Raw genomic sequence first — 23,892 nt, 5'->3', positions numbered from 1 at the left:
GCGCAAGCCGGCAGGGAAAGAAAGGTGAAGACGATTGTTTGAATCAAAATATTCGTGGCAGACTCCTTCCGGACATGAAGAGACCGCACGAACTTTGGCTAAGCAGCTTTCGGTATCCCCATTGACCGCTTCGCTGCTGGCCTCCAGAGGCATCACCAGCCTGGACGATGCCGAAATGTTTCTCGGGGGCAGCCTTGACGCTTTGCATGATCCGTATCTGCTCCTCGGCATGGATAAAGCCGTACCGCGGATTCGGCAGGCGGTTGAACAGGGGGAACATATACTCATATACGGGGACTACGATGCGGACGGCGTTTCCAGCACTTCATTAATGATTTTTTTCATGCGGCATTTGAAGGCCTCTTTCGATATTTACATTCCGCATCGTTCCAATGAAGGCTACGGGTTACATAACCATGCGCTGGATTGGGCCCATCAGCAAGGCGTCAGCCTGATTATAACGGTGGACACGGGCATAAGCGCGGTAGAGCAAATCGCCTATGCCAACGCGCTTGGCATCGACGTGATCGTGACGGATCACCACGAAGCGCCCGAAGTGCTTCCCGAGGCGTATGCCCTCATCAACCCGAAGCAGCCGGGTTGCCCTTATCCGTTCAAAGGATTGGCGGGCGTCGGCGTAGCTTATAAACTGGCACAGGCCATACTCGGGGAACCCCCGGTGGAATGGACCGAAATCGTTGCGATCGGCACGATCGCCGATCTGATGCCGTTAACCGGGGAAAACCGCATTTTGGTCAGCCGCGGACTAGAATCGATGCGTCGCACCTCGTTTCCGGGAATTCGCGCCCTGATGGAGGTCAGCGGGATTGCGATGGGATCGGTTACGGCCACGAACGTGGCATTCGGGATGGCGCCAAGAATCAATGCCAGCGGCCGGCTGGACCATGCCGGTTCCGCCGTGGCTTTGCTGACGTCCGATGATGCGGACGAAGCGCAGCGTCTGTCCCATGCCTTGGACGAACTGAACAAGGAACGGCAGCAGGTCGTCGAATCAATCGTCGAAGAGGCGCTTGGGCAGCTGCAGCATAAATGTACGGACGGCAGCGTTCCGGACGTGATCGTTCTGGCAGGCGAAGGCTGGAACGTCGGCGTCGTGGGCATCGTCGCTTCGAAAATTTTGGAACGTTATTACCGCCCGGTCATTATTCTCGGGATCGATCCCGAAACCGGGATGTGCAAAGGTTCGGCGAGATCCATCCCGGGGCTTGACATTTACGAGGCGCTCACCTCCTGCAAAGACCTGATGGACCATTACGGCGGGCACCCGTCGGCAGCCGGCATGAGCCTGCACAAGGATCAGCTTCAAGCGTTTGAAGAAGCTTTGAACCGGTTTGCCGCCGCAGCGATGACGGAAGAAGATTATATTCCCGTCACGGCTGCGGACGGCGAATGGAAATTATCCGACGTTCCGCTGGACGTCATCGACGAAATCGAGATGCTGGCGCCGTTTGGCATGGCCAATCCGGTGCCGAAGCTCATTTTCCGCGGAACCCGGCTCGTCGAAACGAGAAAGATGGGGAAAGACGGTAAACATCTGAAGCTGGTCGTCCGACAGGACGGCGCGCGGATGGAAGCCGTGGCTTTCGGCAGGGGAGATTTGGCGGACGTGCTGGAAGAGGGAATGACCCTGGACATTCTGGCCGAGGTTTCGGTCAACGAATGGAACGGGTCGCGGAAGCCGCAGCTGATGCTGCAGGATATGCGGATCGTGGGACCGCAAGTGTTCGATTTGAGGGATGCCAAAGAGCCATGGAGGCTCGTCCAGCAAATCTACGACCGGATATCGCCGCATATGCGGCTGGACCGCAAACAGATCGCAGCCGTGTTTAATCCGCGCCTCGAAAGTTCCCCGAAATTGCATTTGAATGATTGCACCCTTTGGGTATATGATAAGAATGCTGGAATTTCGGCATATAACGACGCGGCCCATACCTATGACGCTGACCAGATTACGACTTTGTTTATGATACACGTGCCCGACTCCGCGGATCAGCTCGATACGCTGCTTGCCACGTTCAAAAACCTCTCCAACCTGTTCCTGCTCCACTCGGGACGGAATCAGGCGGAGAAGCTGACCGTGCCGAGCCGGGACCAATTCAAACTGCTGTATGTATTGCTGATGCGGATGGCTGCGGAGCCGATCAGGGAGAAGGAAGCGCTTCTCCGTCTCAGCCAGCAGTCCTCCGCGACATTGCGTATGGTATCGATGATGATGGACGTATTCGAGGAGCTTTCGTTTATTGAACGCCGTGACGGCCATATCGTGGTCATTCCGAAACCGCCGAAACGCGAACTGAGCAGTTCAGCGCATTTCTCCGCATTGGGCAGCCTGGCCGAAATGGAACAACATTTGCTGTATGCGGGCACATCCCAATGCACGAGCTGGATGATATCCCGTTTGGAAGGCGCCAGCTAAACGCATGACCTTTCGTATAACACTTAGGAGGAGATTTATTTGGATTACAAGAAACATATTCGGGTCATTCCCGATTTCCCGCAGCCGGGGATCAGCTTCAAGGATATTACCACATTGCTTCAGAACGGAGAACTGTACAAAAAAGCCATCGACGACCTTAAACAAATGGTTTCCGCTCTGAATATCGATGTGATTGCAGGTCCCGAAGCGCGCGGATTCGTGGTAGGCGCTCCTCTGGCCTATGCGCTTGGCGTCGGTTTTGCGCCGATCCGTAAAAGCGGGAAGCTTCCATACGAGACGATCGAGGTCGGTTATGATTTGGAATACGGCAAAGACCGTCTTGCGATGCATACGGATGCGATCCGCAAAGGACAAAACGTGCTGATTGCGGACGACCTGCTGGCGACCGGAGGCACGATTTCGACTTCCGTCAACCTCGTGCGGCAGCTGGGAGGGAATGTCGTCGGCGCAGCGTTCCTGATCGAGCTTTCGGCTCTGAACGGACGCGAGAAGCTGCCGGGGATCGAAGTGTTCTCCCTCATGGAATACGAAGATTAATCGCCAATAGCGAATTCTTATAAGGATTGTCCGGGACTCACGTTTTCCCGGGAAATATTAGGAATACCTTCGGGTCGATTCAGACCTGAAGGTATTTTTTGCTTTGTGCCGCAAATATACATGGAGTAGGGGTGTTGTCCACTCGCCGGCATGGCCGCCGGCATGACGAGTTTTCCCCGGGTTGTACGCAGATTGTTGGAATGCTCGGCGGCGATACGAAATAGTGTTATAAGAGAGGATAAAAACTTCATATTTTTATAATAAACAGAAGAAATTCTCTGAACATCCCGATTTTCTTCTCCTACCCCAAAAGCTGATGCCGTTCCGCCGTTTTTATCCTCAAGCCAAAGGAATGTCTGCCGACAATCATGGAAAGGGAGCCGAAAACATGAAAATGAACAAAAAGGGAATGTCTGTCATTGTGTTGTCCGTGTTATTGTTGTCGTTTATGCTGAGCGCCTGCGGCGGAGGTGGAGCAAGCCCGATAGAAAGCAGCGGAACGACGAAGGAAAACGGCGACGGAAAAACGCAAGAAAACGTCAGCAAAGCCGAGCCGGTGAAATTGGAATTTTGGACGATCTCGCTGCAGCCGACCTTTACGGATTATTTCAATAACCTGATCTCGGAATACGAAAAAAGCCATGAGGGCGTGACCATCGACTGGAAGGACTATCCTTACGATGCCGTTACCAACAAGCTGCTTACCAGCATTGCCAGCGGATCCAGTCCGGACGTGGTCAATTTGAACACGGAATTCGCGAGCCAAATGGGTTCCAAAGGCGCCGTAACCGACCTGAACTCCTTTTTGACCGATGAACAGAAGAAATCATATTTTGACGGCATCTTCAATTCCACCGTGATCGACGGAAAAGCCTATGCCCTCCCTTGGTACACCGGCACCGAAGTTCTTTTTATGAACACCAAAATCGTCAAGGCGGCCGGCCTGGATCCGGCAAATCCGCCGAAATCGCAGGATGAGCTGATCGCCTGGGCCAAACAGATCAAGGAAAAAACGGGGAAGACGGGATATGCGACGCAGTGGGTTTCGAACCTGTTCCCGAAAGAAGGCATCAAGATCCTGAACGAGGACAAAAGCGCAGCCGCATTTAATACGCCGGAAACGAAAGCGATCCTTGAAAAAACGAAACAGAAAATCACCGACGGCGTCATCATGAAGGAGGATGTTCCGTTCACGAAGCAGATCCAATATTATTCCAGTGAACAGGTGGCTTTCGAAATCGCAGGCCCGACGTTCATCAACTTCCTGAAAACCTCGGCACCGGACGTTTACAAAAATACGGTTGCGGTTCCGCTTCCGACAGGCAAAGCCGATGTGCGCTTGTCGAACAGCATGAACGTCGTCGTGCCCGCCAAGTCGAAGCACCCGAAGGAAGCGGTGGAGTTTGCGGCGTTCATTACGAATGCGGATAACCAGACGGCGTTTGCCAAAGCGGCCAATACGCTTCCGTCCACGAAGGAGTCCATCAAGGATCCGTTTTTTACGCAGTCGGACAATACGCTGGAAGCCCAGGCCAAAATCGCTTCGGCCAACAGCCTGGATAAAGCGGTCGATTATATGGTCGGCGTCCCGAACGCGTCGGATATCAACGGGGGGATCGCCAGAGGCCTGCAAAAAATCATGCTGAACGACGCCGACATCGCTTCCACGCTGAACGCCATGGAGCAGGAGGTCAATCAGGTGTTGAAAAAGTAAACGGGACGGTGAATGCGGCATGCGCAGATGGGTGCGTTCGGAAGCCTTCTCAGCTTGGACGTTTATGGCGCCCGGGCTGGCTCTAATAGCGGTGTTTGTATTTTGGCCGATCATTTACGGGATTCCGCTGTCCTTTACCGATTATTCCGTCATCTCCGAAACCCACTATGTTGGCTTGGATAATTTCGTGAAGGCTTTTCAGGATCATAACTATTTGATTTCGCTGTGGAATTCGCTTTTGTATGTCATCGTCGTGCCGGTGATCCAGGTTTTATCGATTTTGATGGCGATTTTGGTGAACGGGAACATACCCGGCGTCAAAATATTCCGTACGGCCTATTACATCCCGGTCGTGACTTCGATGGTGGCCGTCGCCCTGATCTGGAGCTGGCTGCTCAGCAGCAACGGCGTCGTCAATTTCCTGCTGATGAAAATCGGGCTTATCCATGAACAGGTTTCCTGGCTGTCGACCAGCAGCACCGCGTTGTTCGTCCTCATGTTCATTACGATGTGGAAAGGGCTCGGATACTACATGATGCTTTATTTGGCGGGACTGCAGGGCATCCCCTCCGATTTGTATGAGGCCGCCCGGGTGGACGGCGCGAGCCGCTGGCGTTCGATTTGGAGCATCACCGTGCCGCTGCTTCGGCCGCATATCCTGTTTTGCACGCTGATTTCGCTGATGGGGGCTATCAGAGTATTCGACGAGGTCTACATTTTGACCAAAGGCGGTCCGGGGAACTCGACGTTAACCTCCAGCGTTTACATTTTCCAAAAAGGCCTGGAGCAGTTCAACTTCGGGTATGCGTCGGCGCTGGGGCTGATCGTCAGCGTCCTGATCGGCGCGCTCAGCGTGCTTGTCTTCCGCTTTAACCGCAGAGGGGGTGTACATCCCTATTGATGGCGACCACGACTTATGCGAAAAAATGGTTGACGGGCGTGCGGCTTGCGGTCGTGTACGTCCTGCTGCTGGCGCTGGCCTTATTTATGATGGGACCTTTTCTGTGGCTGCTCAGCGTGTCGCTGATGCCCGGCAAAAACGTGTTTGCCAATCCTCCGGCCATTTTGCCGACGTTTATCGATTTCGATAACTACGTGAAAGTATGGCAGTTCATGAGTTTTCCGAAATACATTTACAACACGGTGGTCATTGCGGCGCTCGGGGTGGTCAGCAATGTCGTTTTATCCGCATTGACGGCTTACCCGCTTGCGACCTTCCGCTTCAAAGGCAGAAATTTCGTTTTCGGGCTGCTGGTGGCGACGATGATCATTCCGTCTTCGACGGCCATGATCGTACACTATTTGACCATTCAGTGGCTGCATCTTACAGGTTCTTTTCTCGGGGTGGTGCTGCCTTCGGCCGTTTCGGTGTTCAACATTTTCCTGATGCGGCAGACCTTTCTGAGCGTTCCGACGGACATCCGCGATTCGGGCAAAATGGACGGCGCCTCCGAATACCGGATATGGTGGCAGCTCGTGCTGCCGCTCGTCAAACCGGCGATCGCGGTGATCTCATTGCTGGAGATGATGGCGTTTTGGAACAACTTTTTGTGGCCGATCGTCGTGCTGGACGATCCGCAGAAGTATCCGCTTGCCGCGGCGCTGACGTTCCTGAACGGACAGTTTTCCTATAATTTCGGCTGGATCGCGGCGGGAACGATGATTTCGGTGCTGCCGATCATCATCGTATTCCTGTTTACGCAGCGGTATTATATGGAGGGCATCGCGGGAGCGATCAAAGGCTAGGCGGCGGGGGATGGACTTTTATATGAAAAAGGGAGCTTGTTAACCGATGGGGAAGCTGCACAAAATCGTCTATATGCCGCTGGATGAACGGCCTTGCAACTACCAATTTCCTTACCTGCTGGCGCAGGGAACCGGCGTCCGCATGGCGCGCCCGCCCATGGAGATGATGGGACTGAAAAAAAGGCCGGGGGACACGGACCGGTTATGGGCCTGGCTTGAGGAACAGACTGCGGATGCGGACGGCGCCGTCATAGCGCTGGATGCGCTGCTGTACGGCGGCATCGTCCCATCCAGGCTGCATCCTATGGAAGAACCGCAGCTCAGGGAACGTCTGCAAAAACTGCGGGGGCTGAAGGAGCGCAATCCGGGTCTGAACATATTCGCCTTTCAGCTGATCATGCGCTGTCCCCAATATTCGTCCTCCGACGAGGAACCGGATTATTACGCCGATTGGGGGCGGGATATTTTCCGGAAAGGATACATCGGCCACCGGTCGGAGCTGGGGCTCGCTGCCCCCGGGGAACTGGAGGAGCTGGCGAAGATCGACAGCCGTCTTCCCGCCGGCGTTCTGGAGGATTATTTGCGCCGCAGATCCGTCAACATCGGGGCGATCGGCTACGCGCTTCGGCTCGCTGCCGAAGGCGTCATCGATTTTATGGTCATCCCGCAGGACGATGCGGCGCTTTACGGGTACACGGCAAAGGACCAGCAGAAGGTGCGGGCCCTGATCTCGGAGCTCGATTTGGAGCTGAAAACGTACATGTACCCCGGAGCGGACGAAGTCGGCTGCACGCTGCTGGCCAGAATGGTCAACGAAAGCATGAACGCCGTTCCGCTCGTGTATGCGAGGCTGGCCGCCACCCGGGGAGCTTGGGTAACCCCGCTGTACGAGGACCGCGTTCTCCACGAAAGCCTGAAATGCCAAATCATGGCCGCAGGCGGTTTGATGGCGTCCTCGGCAGACGAGGCGGATCTCGTGCTGCTCGTGAACACGCCCGGGGAAACGATGGCGGAAGCAACCGTTCAAGAGGAGCCCGATTGGAGTGACGAGGTATCCCGGAACATCGTCGAACTGGCCGAATACGGGGATTACATGCTTCGCCGCAAAGGAAAACCCGTGGCCGTAGCCGATGTGGCTTACGCAAACGGTGCGGATCGCAAACTGCTGAAGCTGCTGAAGCACAAAGGTCTTCTCTTCGAATTGGCGGGTTATGCCGGCTGGAACACGAGCGGAAATACGCTGGGAACGGTCATCGCGCAGTCGTTTTTGTATCTTCGTTTCGGCCGGACGCCGCAGCATCTGGATTTTTTGGGTCTGCGCTACGCGGAGGATTTGTGTTACTGCACCGTCGTCCGCACGAAACTGAATCAAGGCGAAGTCGAAGCGATGGGGCTCAGCCGATTTCAGCTGGACGGGCCGCGGGGGAAAGTTGCCCGGCTGGTGAGGGAGCGCCTGGCGGATGAGCTCCGGCAGCGCATTGACGGAAGCGGGGGACGCGTCGAAATAACGGACTGCTTTATGCCGTGGAACCGGACCTTTGAAGCGGGGCTGAGCGTCCGTTATTATCCTCCGGATGAGGAAGGCTAAGACTGCATCGGGTTCCAGCCCCGGCATGTTTCATTCGAATTTGGCAAAAGCATAAAAAACAGAGCCGGCAGCGCCCCTTACAAGGGCTTGTCCGGCTCTGTTTATTTGGAATCAGTCTGGAGTCTTTTCAACAAGTTCGTCGTTTTTTTCGTTGGAAAGGCCAAGCACGTCAATCAGCTTGAAGAACAAGCTCAGCAACATGCCCACGATCGTTGCCAGCGCCATCCCTTTCAAATGGACGTTGCCGATATCGAGCTGCACGCCGCTGATGCCGACGACCAGCACGAGCGTGGCAAGGATCATGTTGGTCGGTTTCGAAAAATCGACTTTTTGCTCGACGAAAATACGCAGGCCCGAAGCGGCGATGACCCCGAAGAGCAGCAGCGACACGCCGCCCATAACAGGAACGGGGATGTTCGCGATGACCGAAGAAAACGTCCCCGAGAAGGACAGCACGATGGCGATGACGGCGGCCCCGCCGATCACGAACACCGAGTAGACCTTGGTCAGCGCCATCACCCCGATGTTTTCGCCGTAGGTCGTGTTCGGGGTGGAGCCGACGAATCCGGACAGGACGGTCGAAATGCCGTTGGCAAGCAACGAACGGTTCAAGCCGGGATCTTTGGACAAGTCTTTGCCGACGATGTTGCTTGTGACCAGCAAATGACCGATATGCTCGACGATGACGACCAGCGATACCGGTATGATGGTAAGGATCGCTTCCAGATCGAATTTAGGAGTGGTAATCGTCGGCATCGAAATGAGATGCGCGCTGGCGATGGCACCTTTGTTGATCATGCCCGGCATAAAGTAAGCGACCGCGTATCCGGTAACGATGCCGATCAGGATATGGATGATCTTCGGGAACCCGCGGAACAGCACGGCGCCGATGACGGTGACGCCAAGCGTCGTCATGGACAGGATCACGGCGTTGGGGTTAAACCAATCCGCCGAAGCCCCGTTCTGCGGGATCAGGCCGGCCATGCCGGCAGCGGTAGGCACGAGTTCAAGGCCGATCGTGGCGACGATGGCGCCCATGGCCGCGGGAGGGAAAACGACGTCGATCCATTTCGTTCCGGCGTATTGCACGATCAGTCCGACGATGATGAAGATGATGCCGGTAACGATAAACGCCCCGAGCGCGAGCGGATAGTTGTCCGTATCTTTCAGCAGTACGGCTTGCACAGGCGAAATAAACGCGAAGCTGGAGCCGAGGTAGGCGGGGATTTTTCCGCTGCAGATCAAAATGTACAGCAGGGTGCCGATGCCGTTCATCAGCAAAATCATGCCGGGGTCGACGCCGAACAGGTTAGGCACGAGGACCGTGCTGCCGAACATGGCGAACAGGTGCTGCAGGCTGAGAAGGAATCCCGGGCCAAGCGGAAGCCTTTCATGGACTTGAATTTCGCGTTGCAAGGTTCTTCACTCCTAAATATGAAATATTTTCGTATCTCGAATTGCATTCAATGAACTAGATTAGCTAAGATGCCGACATTTTTCAATCATTTTTTATGTGATTATGGCCAAATTCGATCATAAAAATTGACGAAAAACCAAAAACACCGGAATGTTCCGTCCAAACCTCCCTGTTCCTGGCAAGAAATATTGACGCGGAGCCTTTCAAGCGTCATAATTATAGGAAATCTTATTTGACCAGGGAACCTGCTTAGGATAAACGTTTGCGGGTTCTATTTCATATAGAAGGGAAACGGAAACGACTAGAATGGGCATAGAGCGATTACTTGAAAAGGCAGGAGCCTATATCAAAGAACCGGATTTGAGCCGCATCCGCGAAGCCTATGAATTTGCGGAGCAAGCTCATCACGGACAGGTGCGCAAATCCGGCGAACCCTATATTCTGCATCCGCTTGCGGTTGCAGAAATTGTCGTGGGCTTGATGATGGATACGACCTCCATCGTCGCTGCGCTGCTGCATGATGTCGTTGAGGATACGACCGTATCGCTGGAAGAAATCCGGGACAAGTTCGGCGACGCCTGCGCGATGCTGGTTGACGGATTGACCAAACTGGAGCGTATCCAGTTCCGTTCCAAAGAAGAGCAGCAGAACGAAAATTACCGCAAAATGTTTATCGCCATGGCGCAGGATATCCGGGTCATCGTGATTAAGCTTGCGGACCGGCTTCATAATATGCGTACTTTAAAATACCAGTCGGAGGAGAGCCAGCGGCGGATCGCGTACGAAACGCTCGAGATTTTTTGCCCGATCGCGGACCGGCTCGGTATTTCGGCGATCAAAAGCGAAATGGAGGACCTGTCGCTTCGCTATCTCAACCCTCAGCAATATTACCGGATCGCCAACCTGATTCATAAAAAACGCGCCGAACGGGAACAGTTTGTCGAAAACGTCATCGCCAAAATCCGCGAAAAGCTGGACGAAATGGGGATCGAAGGCGATCTGTCCGGCCGGCCGAAGCATATATACAGCGTTTTTAACAAAATGACGTCCAAAAACAAGCAGTTTAACGAAATTTACGACCTGATCGCGATCCGGGTCATCGTCGACAACATCAAGGATTGTTATGCCACGCTCGGCATCATTCATACGTTATGGAAGCCGATGCCCGGACGGTTCAAAGATTACATCGCCATGCCGAAGGCCAACATGTACCAATCGCTTCATACGACGGTGGTCGGACCCAACGGGGAACCGACGGAAGTGCAGATCCGGACGTGGGATATGCACCGGACGGCCGAATACGGGATCGCGGCTCACTGGGCGTATAAGGAAGGGACGACGCCGGCCGGAGGCAATTTTGAAAATAAAATGACTTTCTTCCGGGAAATTTTGGAGCTTCAGCATGAAGCGAAGGATGCTTCCGAGTTCGTGGAATCCCTTAAGATGGATTTCTTTTCGGACCTCGTATTCGTGTTCACTCCGAAGGGCGAGGTTATTGAGCTGCCTTCAGGATCCGTGCCTTTGGATTTTGCTTACCGGATCCATACGGAGGTCGGAAACCGCACGATCGGAGCGAAGGTGAACGGGCGGATCGTGCCGCTGGACCATCGCTTGAAAACCGGCGACATCGTCGAGATCCTGACGTCCAAGCACTCCTACGGACCAAGCGGGGACTGGCTGAAGATTGCCCAGTCTTCCCATGCCAGAAGCAAAATCAAGCAGTGGTTCAAAAAGGAAAAACGCGAAGAAAACGTGGAAAAAGGCCGCGACATGATCGAACGCGAGCTGAAAAACCGCGGGCTTGATCCTGCCGAATGGACCACGGACGACAAGCTGCTGGAAGTCGCCAAAAAGTTTGCCTTCAACGACGTGGAGGATATGCTGTCAGGCATCGGATTCGGGGGCATCACGGCCGCCCAAATTTGCACCCGCTTGACGGAACGCCTCCGCAAAGAGCAGGAAGAAGCCAATCTGCTGGAGCTGACGACGGAGAAAAAAGAAATCAAGGCCCCTTCGGAAAAACGATCCCGCCCGACCAACGGCGTGCGCGTCAAAGGAATCGACAATTTGCTGGTCCGTTTTGCGCGCTGCTGCAACCCTGTGCCGGGGGACGATATCGTCGGTTACGTTACCCGCGGACGGGGCGTTTCCGTACACCGCTCGGATTGCCCGAACATTCAGGCGTCGGAGGAAAGCGAGGATGCAGCCCGCGTGATCGAGGTCGAATGGGAGACCGAAATCGAAGCGAATTACAGCGTCGACATCGAAATTACGGGCCATGACCGCAACGGCCTGCTGAACGAGGTGCTTCAGGCGGTATCCGAAAGCAAAACGAACATTTCCGCCGTCACCGGACGTTCGGACAAAAACAAGATGGCGCTGATCCACATGACCATCCTGATCCGCAACACGGATCATCTCCATTCGGTCGTGGAGCGGATCAAACGCGTCAAAGACGTTTATACCGTGCACCGGATCATTCAATAACATTCATCATTCAGCAAGCGGAGGGAATCGCAGCATGAGAGTCGTCGTTCAGCGCTGCAAGGAAGCGCAGGTTACCGTGAACGGAGAAATTACCGGCCGGATCGGCCAAGGTTTGATGGTCCTCGTAGGGGTTACCCATGAAGATACGGAAAAGGATGCGCAATATTTGGCCGACAAGGTCGCGGGCCTGCGCATTTTCGAGGACGGGGAAGGCAAAATGAATTACAGCGTCACCGATGTGGGCGGGGGGATTTTGTCGGTCTCGCAGTTTACGCTCTACGGCGATTGCCGCAAAGGCAAACGTCCGAATTTTATGGCTGCGGCCAAACCCGATCGTGCGCTTGAGCTGTACGAATGTTTCAACCGCGAGCTGTCCGCCAAAGGGCTGCAGGTCGAAACCGGCATTTTCGGCGAGATGATGGATGTCGCGTTTACGAACTGGGGTCCCGTCACGTTGATCATCGACAGCAAAACGACGGCATAAACCGGCGTCCCCAAGGGAAAGCTGAAATATAGAACATCAGCCATTATCCGAAGGAGCCGTCCTATTTATGCGCCAATCTTTCCAAGGATCTGCCCTAAAGCAGCTGCCGCTCATCCCGCTTGAATCCGTGAAGGAAGCGGTCAAGCTGGAGCAGGCAGGGAAAATTCCTTTTCCTTTATGGCATGGATACGACAAGGGAAAAGGATCGCTGCCTTACCGCCAGCGCTAAAAATCGAACAGTACCCATGCAAAGCAGGGCTTCCAGCATATCGGAACCCTGCTTTTTTAAATGATGGTTACACCGGTTTTCTTTGGGGTAATTACAGAGCATAAAGGTAAACCAGAATCCTTCGAGAAAAAGGAGGCAATGATCATGTCGAAACAAATTCAGGCATACTTCAAAACGGAAGACGACGCCGAGCAAGCGAAAACGAAATTGATCGGCATCGAGACGGAGCATTTGGAGGTCGGCCGGCTCGGGACTGCGCTGGAAGGTAACAGGCGGATTCTGCTCCCGTTTGCCCCGGCCGGGATGACGGGCAACGGCGTGACGACCGGTTCCGCATCGGCTGCCGGCGTTTCCGGGGCGGCCTATACTCCTCCGGTGGTGATGTCGGTCGATGATAACGAGGGCGCGCGAGATCGGGATGGCTATGCAGCCGGGGAACCACCGGTGGAAAACCGGACCGCGGAAGACGTGCTGCTGCCGGATTCCATGGATTTGTACGCGGATCGTTACGATGATCTTGAATACGTGCTTTCCTGCAAAGTGCGGGATGTGGATTATGCAAATGTCGTCAACACGCTGCGCAATCACGGAGGTCACGTCGAAATCTTTGAGGAATGAGTAAAAGCCGGGTTTTTTAAAGCGGTTTCTTATTTGTAATATAACTGTAATATAAGCTTCATCATCCTTTAATATAGCCTGCTTATAATAACAGCATGACCCCCTTTTTTAATATAAAGTCTTTTGGACCTACAATCGGATTGTAGGTTTTTCTTTTGCCTGCCCCTTGACTTTAGTAAAGCAGTTCATTACAATCTAAAAATAATCCAAAAATCGATTCGATGACGGGACCAAGTAGTCCGCGCCCCACCATGCAGAGAGGAATCCCTTAGGCTGGAAGGATTCTATGGATGACCGGATGAATGACTTCCCCGAGAACACGCGTCGAAAACCGAGGAATCCGTGCGATATCCTTGCCAGTAGACGTGCTGCGCGTAACGGGCGTTAAACGTATGAGCGGATGCGCTATATCAGCGGGTCCGGAATGTGGGTGGCACCACGGGAGATTGATCGATCCAATCCCTCGTCCCTGTTTGCTTATTGAAGCGGCAGGGCGAGGGATTTTTTGCATACCCGGCGGCTTTTGGCCCGTACTTTGATAAGCGATATTAAATACGAAAAGAAACATTCAAAAACGTATTTTGGCAAATGTTGAGCTTTGTTGCGAAATTTGCGGAAAATACATGGAGCAGGAGGTAGAACGATGGCTTACCAAAAACCGACAGGCACGCAGGACTTTTTGCCTGGAACCGTGGAAAAATGGCAGTCCGTCGAGGAAAAAGCCAGAGACTTGTGCCGGCGGTTCAATTACCGCGAAATCCGCACGCCGATGTTCGAGCAGACCGAATTGTTTGAACGCGGCGTCGGCGAAACGACGGATATCGTCGAAAAAGAAATGTACACGTTCAAGGACAAGGGCGACCGCAGCATGACGCTTCGTCCGGAGGGAACGGCGGGGGTCGTCCGTTCTTACGTGGAGAACAAGCTTTACGGGGAACCGGACGTCAGCAAGCTGTATTACATCGGACCGATGTTCCGCTACGAACGTCCGCAGGCCGGCCGTTATCGGCAGTTCCACCAGTTTGGCGTCGAAGCCTTCGGCGCGATCGATCCGGCGATCGATGCGGAAGTGGTGTCGCTTGGCTACCAGTTCTGCAAGGAACTAGGGCTGCAGGGCGTTAAGGTAGAGATCAACTCGGTCGGCAACCCGGCGAGCCGCGCGGCATACCGCGAAAAGCTGCTGGAATTCCTCACTCCGATGAAGGACCGTTTGTGCAAGGACTGCCAATCGCGGATGGAGCGAAATCCGTTGCGCGTGCTGGACTGCAAGGTCGATCAGGACAAATTCGTCGACGCGCCTTCGATTCTCGACAGTTTGGACGAGGAATGCACGACCCACTTTGAACAGGTCAAACGGTATTTGACGGATATGGACGTGGATTTCGAGGTGAACCACCGCATGGTTCGCGGCCTTGACTATTACACGCATACGGCTTTCGAATATAAAGCGCAGGGCATCGGCGCGATCGACACGATCGGCGGCGGCGGCCGCTACAACGGCCTCGTGGGCGAAATCGGCGGGCCGGATCAGCCTGGGATCGGATTCGGGCTCGGGCTCGAGCGCATCTTGCTGATCGTCGAGAAGCAGGAAATCGACCTGAACGCCGTTAAACCGCTGGACGTTTATTTCGTCGCGCTTGGCGAAGCGGCCGACCGGGAAATCACGAAGCTGCTGTATCTCGTCCGCAAGGAAGGATTGTCGGCCGAACGCGATTACCTGGGAAGAAAAATGAAGGCTCAAATGAAATCCGCGGACCGTTTTAACGCCAAAGTGACGGCGATCCTCGGCGACGACGAGCTGCAGCGGGGCGAAATCGCGCTGAAATCGATGGCGACCGGCGAACAGCAGACGGTAAAGCTGAGCGAGCTTGCAACGAAACTAAAGGAAATCGCCGAATAGGCATACCAAATATAAAAGGAGTTTGAGAATCATGCTTAGGACCCATCAATGCGGAAGCCTGACGACAGGCCACATCGGAGAAACCGTAACACTGAACGGCTGGGTGCAAACCCGCCGCGACCTCGGGGGCGTATTGTTCATCGACCTGCGCGACCGCAGCGGCATCGTGCAAATCGTATTCAACCCCGCGTATTCCGGGGAAGCGCTGGCGATTGCCGACAAGGTGCGCAGCGAATACGTGCTGGCGGTTACCGGTAAAGTCGTCAAACGCGATCCGGAAACGATCAACCCGAACCTGGCCACAGGCGAAATCGAAGTTCAAATCACCGAGATCGAAGTGCTGAACGGCGCCAAGACGCCTCCGTTTTTCATCGAAGACGGCGTGGAAGTCGACGAGTCGCTTCGCCTGAAATACCGTTACCTGGACCTGCGCCGCCCGGAAATGCAGAAAACGCTGCTGCTCCGCTCGAAAGCTTCGAAGATTTTCCGCGACTTCCTGGACGGCGAAGGGTTTATCGAAGTGGAAACGCCGATCCTGACCAAAAGCTCCCCGGAAGGCGCACGCGATTATCTCGTGCCAAGCCGGGTGCATGAAGGCGAGTTTTTCGCTTTGCCGCAATCCCCTCAGCAGTATAAACAGCTTCTGATGGTGGGCGGAATCGAGCGTTATTTCCAAATCGCCCGCTGCTTCCGGGACGAAGACTTGCGCGCCGACCGTCAGCCCGAATTCACGCAGGTCGACATCGAAACGTCCTTCATGAGCCGGGACGAGCTGCTGGGCATGATGGAAAAACTGATGGCCCGCCTGTTCAAGGAAACGATTAACGTCGACATTCCTTTGCCTTTCCAACGCCTGACCTACGCCGAAGCGATGGACAAATACGGCTCCGACAAACCGGACCTTCGTTTCGGGCTGGAACTGATTCAAGTCAGCGATCTGGTTGCGTCGAGCGGCGTCAAGGTGTTTGCTTCGGTCATCGAAAAAGGCGGAGAGGTCAAAGTGCTGAACGCCAAAGGCTGCGGCACGTGGAGCCGGAAGGAAATCGACGATCTGGGACCGTTCGCGGCCCGTTACGGCGCCAAAGGATTGGCATGGATTCAAGTCAAGGAAGGCGAATTCAAAGGGCCGATCGTCAAATTCTTTACCCCTGAAGAGATCGAAGCGCTGAGAGAGCGCACGGGAGCCGAGGAAGGCGACCTGCTGCTCTTCTCCGCCGACAATAAAAAGGTCGTAGCCGACGTGCTTGGCGCACTCCGCCTGAAAATCGGCAAACAACTCGGCCTGATCAACGAAAACGAGTTCAAATTCGCCTGGGTAGTCGACTTCCCGCTGCTGGAGTGGGATGAAGAAGAGAAACGCTACGTCGCTCTCCACCATCCGTTCACCCGTCCGCGCGATGAAGACCAGCATCTGTTTGAAACGAACCCGGGTCAAATTCTCGCCCAGGCGTACGATATCGTGCTGAACGGTTATGAAGTCGGCGGCGGTTCCATGCGGATCTACAAACGCGACATGCAGGAAAAAATGTTTGCGGCACTGGGATTGTCCCCGGAGGAAGCCCAAGACAAATTCGGCCACCTGCTCGAAGCGTTCGAATACGGCACGCCGCCGCACGGCGGAATCGCCTTCGGCCTGGACCGCCTCGTCATGCTTTTGGCCGGCCGCAGCAACCTGCGCGAAACGATCGCGTTCCCGAAAACGGCAAGCGCCACGGATCTGCTGATGGACGCGCCATCGCCGGTCGATGCGTCGCAGCTTGAACAGCTTCATATCAAAGTGGCGAAAAAACCTGCAGAGAAAAAAGTGAATGCTTAAATAAAGGGAGGCCTCCATACTCTATGCTCAACCAATTTTCCCGGACGGAACTGGCCATAGGACCGGAAGGTCTGGAAGCGATGAAAAACAGCACGGTGGCTGTCCTCGGAATCGGCGGCGTAGGCTCCATTGCGGTGGAGGCCCTCGCCCGCACGGGCGTCGGCAAGCTGATCCTGATCGACAAGGACGTCGTGGACATTACCAACATTAACCGGCAAATCCATGCGCTCACGACAACGATCGGCCAGAAAAAAGCGGATTTGATGGTGGAACGGATCAAGCTGATCAACCCCGAATGCGAAGCGATCGCCTTGAATATGTTTTATACCGAGGAAACCTGCGAGGAGCTTTTCAAATACGACCTGGATTACGTGCTTGACGCGTCCGATACCGTTTCGTACAAAATCCATCTGATCAAGGAATGCCTCAAGCGAAAAATTCCGATCATCTCCAGCATGGGCGCGGCCAACAAAATGGACCCGAGCCGCTTTCAGGTCGCGGACATTTCCAAGACGACGGTCGACCCGATCGCCCGCGTCATCCGCACCAAGCTGCGCAAGGAAGGCATCAAAAAAGGCGTGAAGGTCGTCTTTTCGACCGAAGAGCCAATGAAGCCGCGGGTGGACGTGACGGAAAAAATCGTGCCCGAAAATGCTCCGGAAATCCGCAAAGCGAAGCAGCCGCCGGCCAGCAACGCGTTTGTCCCGCCGGTAGCCGGACTTATCATGGTCGGCGAGGCCGTCAAGGATCTGCTGAAAAAGGCCGGGATCCGGGTGTAAAGAAAATCCCTTCCCGAAGCCAGAATGTGGTACAATCAAAAGGCGTGAAAAGTCGAGAAAAACCGACAATCACGCCTTTTTGTTTCATGCCCGGCAATGAGGGGTCATTTGCCGGGGGCTCGACATAGAGAGAGAAAATCGTCATTGCTCATCAAACGACGTTTGTTACGATCGGCCATTTCAGCGATCCTTCGGTCATCGTATCCTGCATTACGCTGCTGGTGGCGCTGATCCTGTTTATCCGCAACGTCCAAGGCGGCCTTTTGATCGCGATCCTGGCAGGCACCGGGCTGGCTTACCTGCTTGGAGCGGTCCAACCCGTGCAGCAGACGGAGCCTGGCCGCCTGTTCGAATCCTACGGGACGTTATTCGGGCAGCTTTCCTGGTCGGGAATCGGCAGCCTCGTGTTTTGGATCGCGGTATTTTTGCTGCTTTTGATCGTCGTGTTCGAAAACATCGGCCTGATCGCGGCCCAAACCCGGATGATCGGCCGTCCCGGCAATTTCAAGGGAAGCCTGCGGGCGTTGGCGCTGACGAATATCGTTGCCGGCGTTTTCGGCAGCAGCCCGATGGTCGCTTCGGCGGAGACAAGCGCGGGAATCGCGGCCGGCGGCCGGACAGGCCTTACGGCGCTCGTATCGGGCGCGTTATTTGGGGCGACGTTCTTTTTTATTCCGCTGCTCGCCTACATTCCGGACAGCGCGATCGCCCCGGTCCTGATCGTGATTGGCGGACTGATCGTGCAGAGCGTGAAGGAAATGGATTTCAGCGACATGACCGAAGCGTTTCCGGCCTTTTTGATCATGGTGATGATCCCTTTCACATACAGTATTGTGGATGGCATGGCTTTCGGATTCATCGCGTACCCGCTCGTCAAAATCGCCCGGGGAAAAAGCAGGGACGTTTCTCCGGTGCTTTATATCATCGCCGCTTTGTTCGTCGTCAACTTTGTGGTGCATGCCCTGCTGTAATACTGAAGCAAAGGTACAGGCAACGGGGCCGCTTGCTTGCAGCAGGCGGTTCCTTGCTTTTTCAAGCAAACGAGATTCGGGGGAGGAGATGCCATATGACGCTAATACAATCATTTACCGAAGGACAGGAAGTTACGGGATTTTATTTATTAAAAACGGCGATGGTCAAACAGACGAATTCCACGCCGCCCAAAGATTATTTGGATCTTGTCCTTGCGGACGCCAGCGGGGAAATTTCGGCTAAATTTTGGGATGCATCCGCGGCGGACAAGGAAACCTTTTTTGCTCCCATGCTCGTGAAGGTGCGCGGCGTCGTGCAGCTGTACCGCGAGCGGCTGCAGTTCAAGGTGAACAAAATCCGGCCCGCAACGGATGAAGACGGCTACAACATTACCGATTTCGTACGGTCCGCGCCGGTTCCGCCCAATGATCTGGTTTATGCGATCAAAACGGCGGCATATACGATTCAGGACACCGAAATCCAGATGATCATCGACCACTGCCTGAACAAAATCGGGGACAAATTGATGCATTACCCGGCCGCCAAAGGCATGCACCATGCTTTTTACGCCGGTCTGGCCTATCACATCGTACGCATGCTGGAGTTAGCCGAGTTTATTTGCAAGCAGCGCCCTTTCCTCAACCGGGATTTGCTTGTGGCGGGCATCATCCTGCACGATATCGCCAAAACGGAGGAATTGACGGCGGAGCTGGGCATCGTCAGCGAATACAGCTTCACCGGCAAACTGCTGGGACATATTCCGCTTGCCGCCAGTTGGGTGACGGAAGCCGCGATGACGATCGGGGCGGACGTGAATTCGGAAAAAATCGTGTTGCTGCAGCATATGATTTTGTCGCATCATAATTTGCCGGAATGGGGCAGCTCCGTTCTGCCGCAAATTCCCGAGGCGCTTGCGCTGCACTTGATCGACCAGATGGATGCCAAGCTGCAGGCGGCGGAGGATGCGATCTCGATGATGCCGTCCACGGATGACTGGTCCGCGCCGGTAAGGGCGCTTGAGAACAAATCGTTTTACCGGGCCAAAGGAAACGAATGATGGAGGGGGAACTTCCGATGCAAAAAGCAGGCTATTCAGCTTCCGAAGGGCACGCCGGAAAGGCGTTCATCGTAGATCCGGACGGCGGGGAAAAGCCGGCGCTCCGGGTCATGACGTACAACATTCATCATGGCGAAGGGATGGACGGCATCGTGGACCTAAGGCGGATTGCCGCCGTGATTCGCGGCACCCGTCCCGATCTTGTGGCGCTGCAGGAGGTGGACCGCCATTTGTCCAGAAGCGGCGGCGTGGACCAGGCCGCGGAACTGGGAAGACTGACGGGCATGGATCACCGGTTCGCGAAGGCGATCGCTTTTGACGGAGGCGAATACGGAATAGCCGTTCTCTCCAAACTTCCGATTGCCTCGGCGCATACGCTGACGCTGCCGAACGAACCGGGAGGAGAGCAGCGCGTGCTGCTGGCCGTTCAGCTGGCTCCGGAACACGGCCTTCCGTCATTCGTGTTTGCGGATACGCATTTGGAATGGCAGGAAAACGCCGAGCTGGCCGAACAGATCCGGTTGGCCCAAGCAAACGCGATCCAAAATGAGCTCAAGGACAAAACGCCGTTGATTCTGGCAGGGGATATGAACGCGCTGCCGGATTCCGCGACGATGCGCGTTTTTGCGGAAAACATGGCGGACGCTACGGCTCACATCGGGCCTACCCATGCCGAAGACGGCAAAATCGACTATATCCTGTTCGATGAAAACAGCGGGTGGAGGCTGGTTGGCGCCCAGGCGATCGAAGAGGATGCGGCGTCGGATCACCTTCCCGTTCTCGCTGTATTGGCGTGGGATCCGGTAAAGGCATGACGCAGCAAAAAACCGAAACAGGTCTCTTGCGGAAAGAGTCCGTTTCGGTTATATGAAAAAAAGAATGATGATTTGCATAATTTAATGAAACATGTTGCATGTGACATACGTATATGATACTATATAATGTACCCTTAAAATGATACCATATAGTCATTAACATTATAGCATATTTTCTCATTTGCGTCAATATTCATTTGAGGGCCGCAGCGAAGAAGATACAGGATATGTCGAAATGATCTTTAAAGGGGGAGGACGTACGTATGGCGAACGAGGAACATGAATTAGAGACAAATCGTGCCGATACGAACGATCAGGAGCAGGCCGTCCATTTTGCCGAAGCGGAGCTTCTGCCGACTGGAATGAAAAACGACGATTCGGTGCGCATGTACTTGAAGGGGATCGGCCGGGTCGGTTTGCTTAGCGCCGAGGATGAAGTGAGTTTGGCCAAACGCGTCGCAGCCGGCGACGAAGAAGCCAAAAAGCTGATGGTCGAGGCCAATCTCCGGCTGGTCGTCAGCATCGCGAGACGGTACGCGGGACGCGGCATGCAGCTGTTGGATCTGATTCAGGAAGGCAATATGGGCCTGATCAAGGCCGTGGATAAATTCGATTATACGAAAGGTTTCAAATTCAGCACCTACGCGACTTGGTGGATCCGTCAAGCGATTACGCGGGCTATTGCCGATCAAGGCAGAACGATCCGCATACCGGTTCACATGATCGAAACGATCAATAAATTTACCCGCATTTCAAGACAGCTGGTGCAGGAATTGGGACGCGAACCCGAAGAAGAGGAAATTGCGCGCGCCATGGAGCTCAGCGTTGAAAAGGTACGGGAAATCATGAAGATCTCCCAGGAACCGGTATCGCTTGAAACGCCGATCGGGGACGAAAACGATTCGAAGCTCGGCGATTTTATCGAAGACCATGATGCGATGGCTCCCGTCGACTCCGCCGCCCATAAGTTTTTGAAGGAACAGCTCGGCGACGTTCTGGATACGCTCACGGAACGCGAGGAAAACGTGCTCCGTCTCAGATTCGGGCTTGAAGACGGACGGACGCGGACCCTGGAGGAAGTCGGCCAGGTGTTCGGCGTCACCCGCGAGCGGATTCGCCAAATCGAAGCCAAGGCCTTGCGCAAGCTGAGACATCCCAGCCGAAGCAAACGGCTGAAGGACTATATCGAATAATCGGGCGGTCCGGTCAGCCTTGGGGAACAGGCTTTGCCGGCATGGTTGACATCCGGAATGGCGATTCATTATAATTTGGTACGAAGCGGCAGTTTTTTCGACGAATCGTTGGTCGATAAAAACGGACGCGGGGAACTTTTTAATTTGACGATATGAGGTGGAAAGGCATGGAAAGATCAACTGTTCTTGTAAGAGATTTGGCTTAAGACGGGAGAAGTCTGCCCTTTTTTAACAAGCCATCTCGAGAACAGTTGATATGATTCCGAATCCTTTCTTACTCTGATATAGAACGACGGGTAAGGTGTATTCGCCTTACCCGTTTTTTTATCCCGGCATCGGGTTCATGGTCAGGGAAAAGAGCCGTTTCTACAATTCGAATATTTCCGCCTAACTTGAAGGCAAGCGCGGTTTGCGATTTTCATATGGCTGTTTCTCCGGATGGCTTTCGCTTGAATCCAACGAAAACCAGAAGGAGAGATCACGATGAGTATTTTAAATGTCGAAGGTTTAACGCATATGTACGGCGATCAGATCACGTTCAGGGACGTTCATTTCCGCTTGCTGCCCGGAGAGCATGCCGGCTTGGTCGGCGCCAACGGTGCGGGGAAATCGACCTTGTTCCGCTTGCTGACCGGCAGCCTGCTGCCGGATGCGGGCAAAATCGAATGGGCGCCGCAGGTGCAGGTCGGTTTTCTGGAGCAGCATATCGAGCTGCAGGAAGGAACGACGATACGGCAGTATTTGGAGCGGGCGTTTTCGGGCTTGTTCGCGATGGAAAAGGAAATGGGCGCGATCGCCGAGCGGCTGGCGGATCCGGGCGAGGAGCTCGATGCGTTGCTGCGCAAATACGGAGAACTTCAGGCGGCCCTTGAGCATCACGAGTTTTACCAGATCTCCTCCAAAATCGAAGACATCGCATCAGGGCTCGGCATTACGGAGCTTGGGCTCGAAAGGGATGTCAGCCTGCTGAGCGGCGGGCAAAAAACAAAGCTGCTGCTGGCGAAGCTGCTGCTGGAAGAACCCCAGGTGCTTCTGTTGGACGAACCGACCAACTATCTGGATCAGGTCCATATCGAATGGCTGACGGGCTACCTGAAGCGCTATAAACACGCCTACATCGTCGTGTCCCATGACGAGCATTTCCTGAATGAAATCACGACGGTCATCTTTCATCTGGCCCATCAAAATATGAAACGGTATACGGGCAATTATAGGCAGTTCCAAAAGGAGCTGGCGCTCGGGCAGGTGCAGCAGCAAATCGCTTACGAGAAGCAAAGCAAGGAAATCGAAAGGCTGGAGGCTTTTATCGACAAAAACCGGATCCGTAAAGCCAAGCAGGCCAAAAGCCGGGAAAAAATGCTGAGCCGAATCGTCCGGGTCGAAAAGCCGGTGGAAGGGCCCGCGCCCCGTTTCGAGTTTTCCACCCCGGCCGCGACGGCGGGCACGACCATCGTAGAGACGAAGGCGCTGGAGGTCGGGTATCACAGTCCGCTGTTCAAACCGGTGTCGCTGAAGGTGCGCAAAGGCGATAAAATAGCGATCGTCGGGGAAAACGGAGCGGGCAAATCCACGCTGGTCAACACGCTGCTGGGCCAGCTCCGGCCGCTTGGCGGCAAACTGCTTGCATCCGAACAGGTGAAAGCCGCCTATTACCGCCAAGAAGATACGGCGCCCGTTGAAACGCCGATGGAAAAGGTTTGGGCGCTGCGGCCGGATCTGACGCAAAAGGATATCCGGAAGGTGCTGGCCATGGCCGGTCTGACGGCGGAGCATATCCGCAAGCCGATCCGGGCGCTGAGCGGCGGCGAGCAGGCCAAGGTGCGCCTGGCGGAGCTGATGCTGACGCCGAGCCATCTGCTGGTGCTGGATGAGCCGACGAACCACTTGGACGTCCGGGCGAAGGAAGCGCTCAAAAAAGGATTGATGGATTACAAGGGCACCGTTTTGCTCGTCTCCCACGAGCCGGCCTTTTACCAAGACTGGGTGACCGATGTGTGGAAGGTGGCGGAGTGGAGATAAGGCGCCGCCGGCCTGGCAGCGGAAACGGAAAGGGAGCCGTCGGGTCGAAAGCGTTGCAACGAA

General features: G+C 54.6%; 18 protein-coding genes and 1 pseudogene. 18 read left to right on the top strand and 1 reads right to left on the bottom strand.

Going from position 1 to position 23,892, the window contains the following annotated elements; all coding sequences use genetic code 11:
• Positions 1 to 34 precede the first annotated feature (34 nt).
• From recJ to KI367_RS19580, 6 genes are all read left to right on the top strand, one after another.
• Positions 35 to 2,437 (top strand): single-stranded-DNA-specific exonuclease RecJ, encoded by a 2,403-nt coding sequence (recJ, locus tag KI367_RS19605; RefSeq protein WP_212951803.1) that lies wholly within the window; start codon positions 35 to 37, stop codon positions 2,435 to 2,437.
• 39 nt (positions 2,438 to 2,476) lie between these two features.
• Positions 2,477 to 2,995, top strand: coding sequence for an adenine phosphoribosyltransferase (locus KI367_RS19600; protein WP_036711201.1), 519 nt, complete (start codon positions 2,477 to 2,479; stop codon positions 2,993 to 2,995).
• A gap of 388 nt (positions 2,996 to 3,383) precedes the next feature.
• Positions 3,384 to 4,709 carry an ABC transporter substrate-binding protein gene (locus KI367_RS19595; RefSeq protein WP_212951802.1) on the top strand — a complete coding sequence of 442 codons (1,326 nt, stop codon included), beginning with the start codon at positions 3,384 to 3,386 and terminating at the stop codon, positions 4,707 to 4,709.
• A gap of 19 nt (positions 4,710 to 4,728) precedes the next feature.
• Positions 4,729 to 5,610 carry a carbohydrate ABC transporter permease gene (locus KI367_RS19590; RefSeq protein ID WP_212951801.1) on the top strand — a complete coding sequence of 294 codons (882 nt, stop codon included), beginning with the start codon at positions 4,729 to 4,731 and terminating at the stop codon, positions 5,608 to 5,610.
• Positions 5,610 to 6,455, top strand: a complete 846-nt coding sequence (locus KI367_RS19585) for a carbohydrate ABC transporter permease (protein WP_212951813.1) — start codon at positions 5,610 to 5,612, stop codon at positions 6,453 to 6,455. Before KI367_RS19590 ends, KI367_RS19585 begins: the two co-directional genes overlap by 1 nt.
• A 46-nt stretch (positions 6,456 to 6,501) precedes the next feature.
• The gene (locus KI367_RS19580; protein WP_212951796.1) at positions 6,502 to 8,043 is read left to right on the top strand and encodes a DUF4127 family protein; all 1,542 of its coding nucleotides are present in this window, start codon (positions 6,502 to 6,504) and stop codon (positions 8,041 to 8,043) included.
• 111 nt (positions 8,044 to 8,154) lie between these two features.
• Here the strand turns inward: KI367_RS19580 and uraA are convergent, their stop codons facing one another.
• Positions 8,155 to 9,459 carry a uracil permease gene (gene uraA, locus KI367_RS19575; protein ID WP_036711206.1) on the bottom strand — a complete coding sequence of 435 codons (1,305 nt, stop codon included), beginning with the start codon at positions 9,457 to 9,459 and terminating at the stop codon, positions 8,155 to 8,157.
• Positions 9,460 to 9,766: 307 nt separating this feature from the next.
• Here uraA and KI367_RS19570 point away from each other — a divergent pair, with 307 nt between their 5' ends.
• The 12 genes and pseudogenes from KI367_RS19570 (at position 9,767) to KI367_RS19515 (ending at position 23,829) form a co-directional block, all read left to right on the top strand.
• Positions 9,767 to 11,947 carry a RelA/SpoT family protein gene (locus tag KI367_RS19570; RefSeq protein WP_036711209.1) on the top strand — a complete coding sequence of 727 codons (2,181 nt, stop codon included), beginning with the start codon at positions 9,767 to 9,769 and terminating at the stop codon, positions 11,945 to 11,947.
• Positions 11,948 to 11,981: 34 nt separating this feature from the next.
• Positions 11,982 to 12,431: a D-aminoacyl-tRNA deacylase gene (gene dtd, locus KI367_RS19565; RefSeq protein ID WP_036711211.1), complete on the top strand. Its 450-nt coding sequence runs from the start codon at positions 11,982 to 11,984 to the stop codon at positions 12,429 to 12,431.
• 67 nt (positions 12,432 to 12,498) lie between these two features.
• A complete protein-coding gene (locus KI367_RS19560) occupies positions 12,499 to 12,660 on the top strand; it encodes a hypothetical protein (protein WP_156124606.1) in 162 nt (53 codons plus the stop codon).
• A gap of 144 nt (positions 12,661 to 12,804) precedes the next feature.
• Positions 12,805 to 13,278, top strand: coding sequence for a hypothetical protein (locus KI367_RS19555; RefSeq protein WP_212951790.1), 474 nt, complete (start codon positions 12,805 to 12,807; stop codon positions 13,276 to 13,278).
• A 643-nt stretch (positions 13,279 to 13,921) separates the two neighbouring features.
• Positions 13,922 to 15,178, top strand: a complete 1,257-nt coding sequence (gene hisS / locus KI367_RS19550; protein ID WP_036711216.1) for a histidine--tRNA ligase — start codon at positions 13,922 to 13,924, stop codon at positions 15,176 to 15,178.
• 31 nt (positions 15,179 to 15,209) lie between these two features.
• Positions 15,210 to 16,994: an aspartate--tRNA ligase gene (gene aspS / locus KI367_RS19545; protein ID WP_212951788.1), complete on the top strand. Its 1,785-nt coding sequence runs from the start codon at positions 15,210 to 15,212 to the stop codon at positions 16,992 to 16,994.
• 23 nt (positions 16,995 to 17,017) lie between these two features.
• Entirely contained in the window at positions 17,018 to 17,773 is a 756-nt protein-coding gene (locus KI367_RS19540) for a tRNA threonylcarbamoyladenosine dehydratase (protein ID WP_036711218.1), read from the top strand.
• A 137-nt stretch (positions 17,774 to 17,910) separates the two neighbouring features.
• Positions 17,911 to 18,744, top strand: a pseudogene (locus KI367_RS19535) (solute carrier family 23 protein); the annotation flags it as partial.
• 95 nt (positions 18,745 to 18,839) lie between these two features.
• Positions 18,840 to 19,802, top strand: a complete 963-nt coding sequence (locus KI367_RS19530) for a 3'-5' exoribonuclease YhaM family protein (RefSeq protein WP_036711221.1) — start codon at positions 18,840 to 18,842, stop codon at positions 19,800 to 19,802.
• A 17-nt stretch (positions 19,803 to 19,819) separates the two neighbouring features.
• Positions 19,820 to 20,617, top strand: coding sequence for an endonuclease/exonuclease/phosphatase family protein (locus KI367_RS19525; protein ID WP_212951787.1), 798 nt, complete (start codon positions 19,820 to 19,822; stop codon positions 20,615 to 20,617).
• A gap of 362 nt (positions 20,618 to 20,979) precedes the next feature.
• A complete protein-coding gene (gene rpoD / locus KI367_RS19520) occupies positions 20,980 to 21,810 on the top strand; it encodes an RNA polymerase sigma factor RpoD (RefSeq protein WP_246537120.1) in 831 nt (276 codons plus the stop codon).
• Positions 21,811 to 22,293: 483 nt separating this feature from the next.
• The gene (locus KI367_RS19515) at positions 22,294 to 23,829 is read left to right on the top strand and encodes an ABC-F family ATP-binding cassette domain-containing protein (RefSeq protein ID WP_212951783.1); all 1,536 of its coding nucleotides are present in this window, start codon (positions 22,294 to 22,296) and stop codon (positions 23,827 to 23,829) included.
• Positions 23,830 to 23,892 lie beyond the last annotated feature (63 nt).

The organism is Paenibacillus cookii, assembly GCF_018333375.1.
In the GTDB taxonomy this organism is placed as follows: Bacteria; Bacillota; Bacilli; order Paenibacillales; family Paenibacillaceae; genus Paenibacillus_AQ; species Paenibacillus_AQ cookii.
Note: the sequence above shows the minus strand (reverse complement) of the source record. Positions and strands in the feature narration are given on the sequence as shown.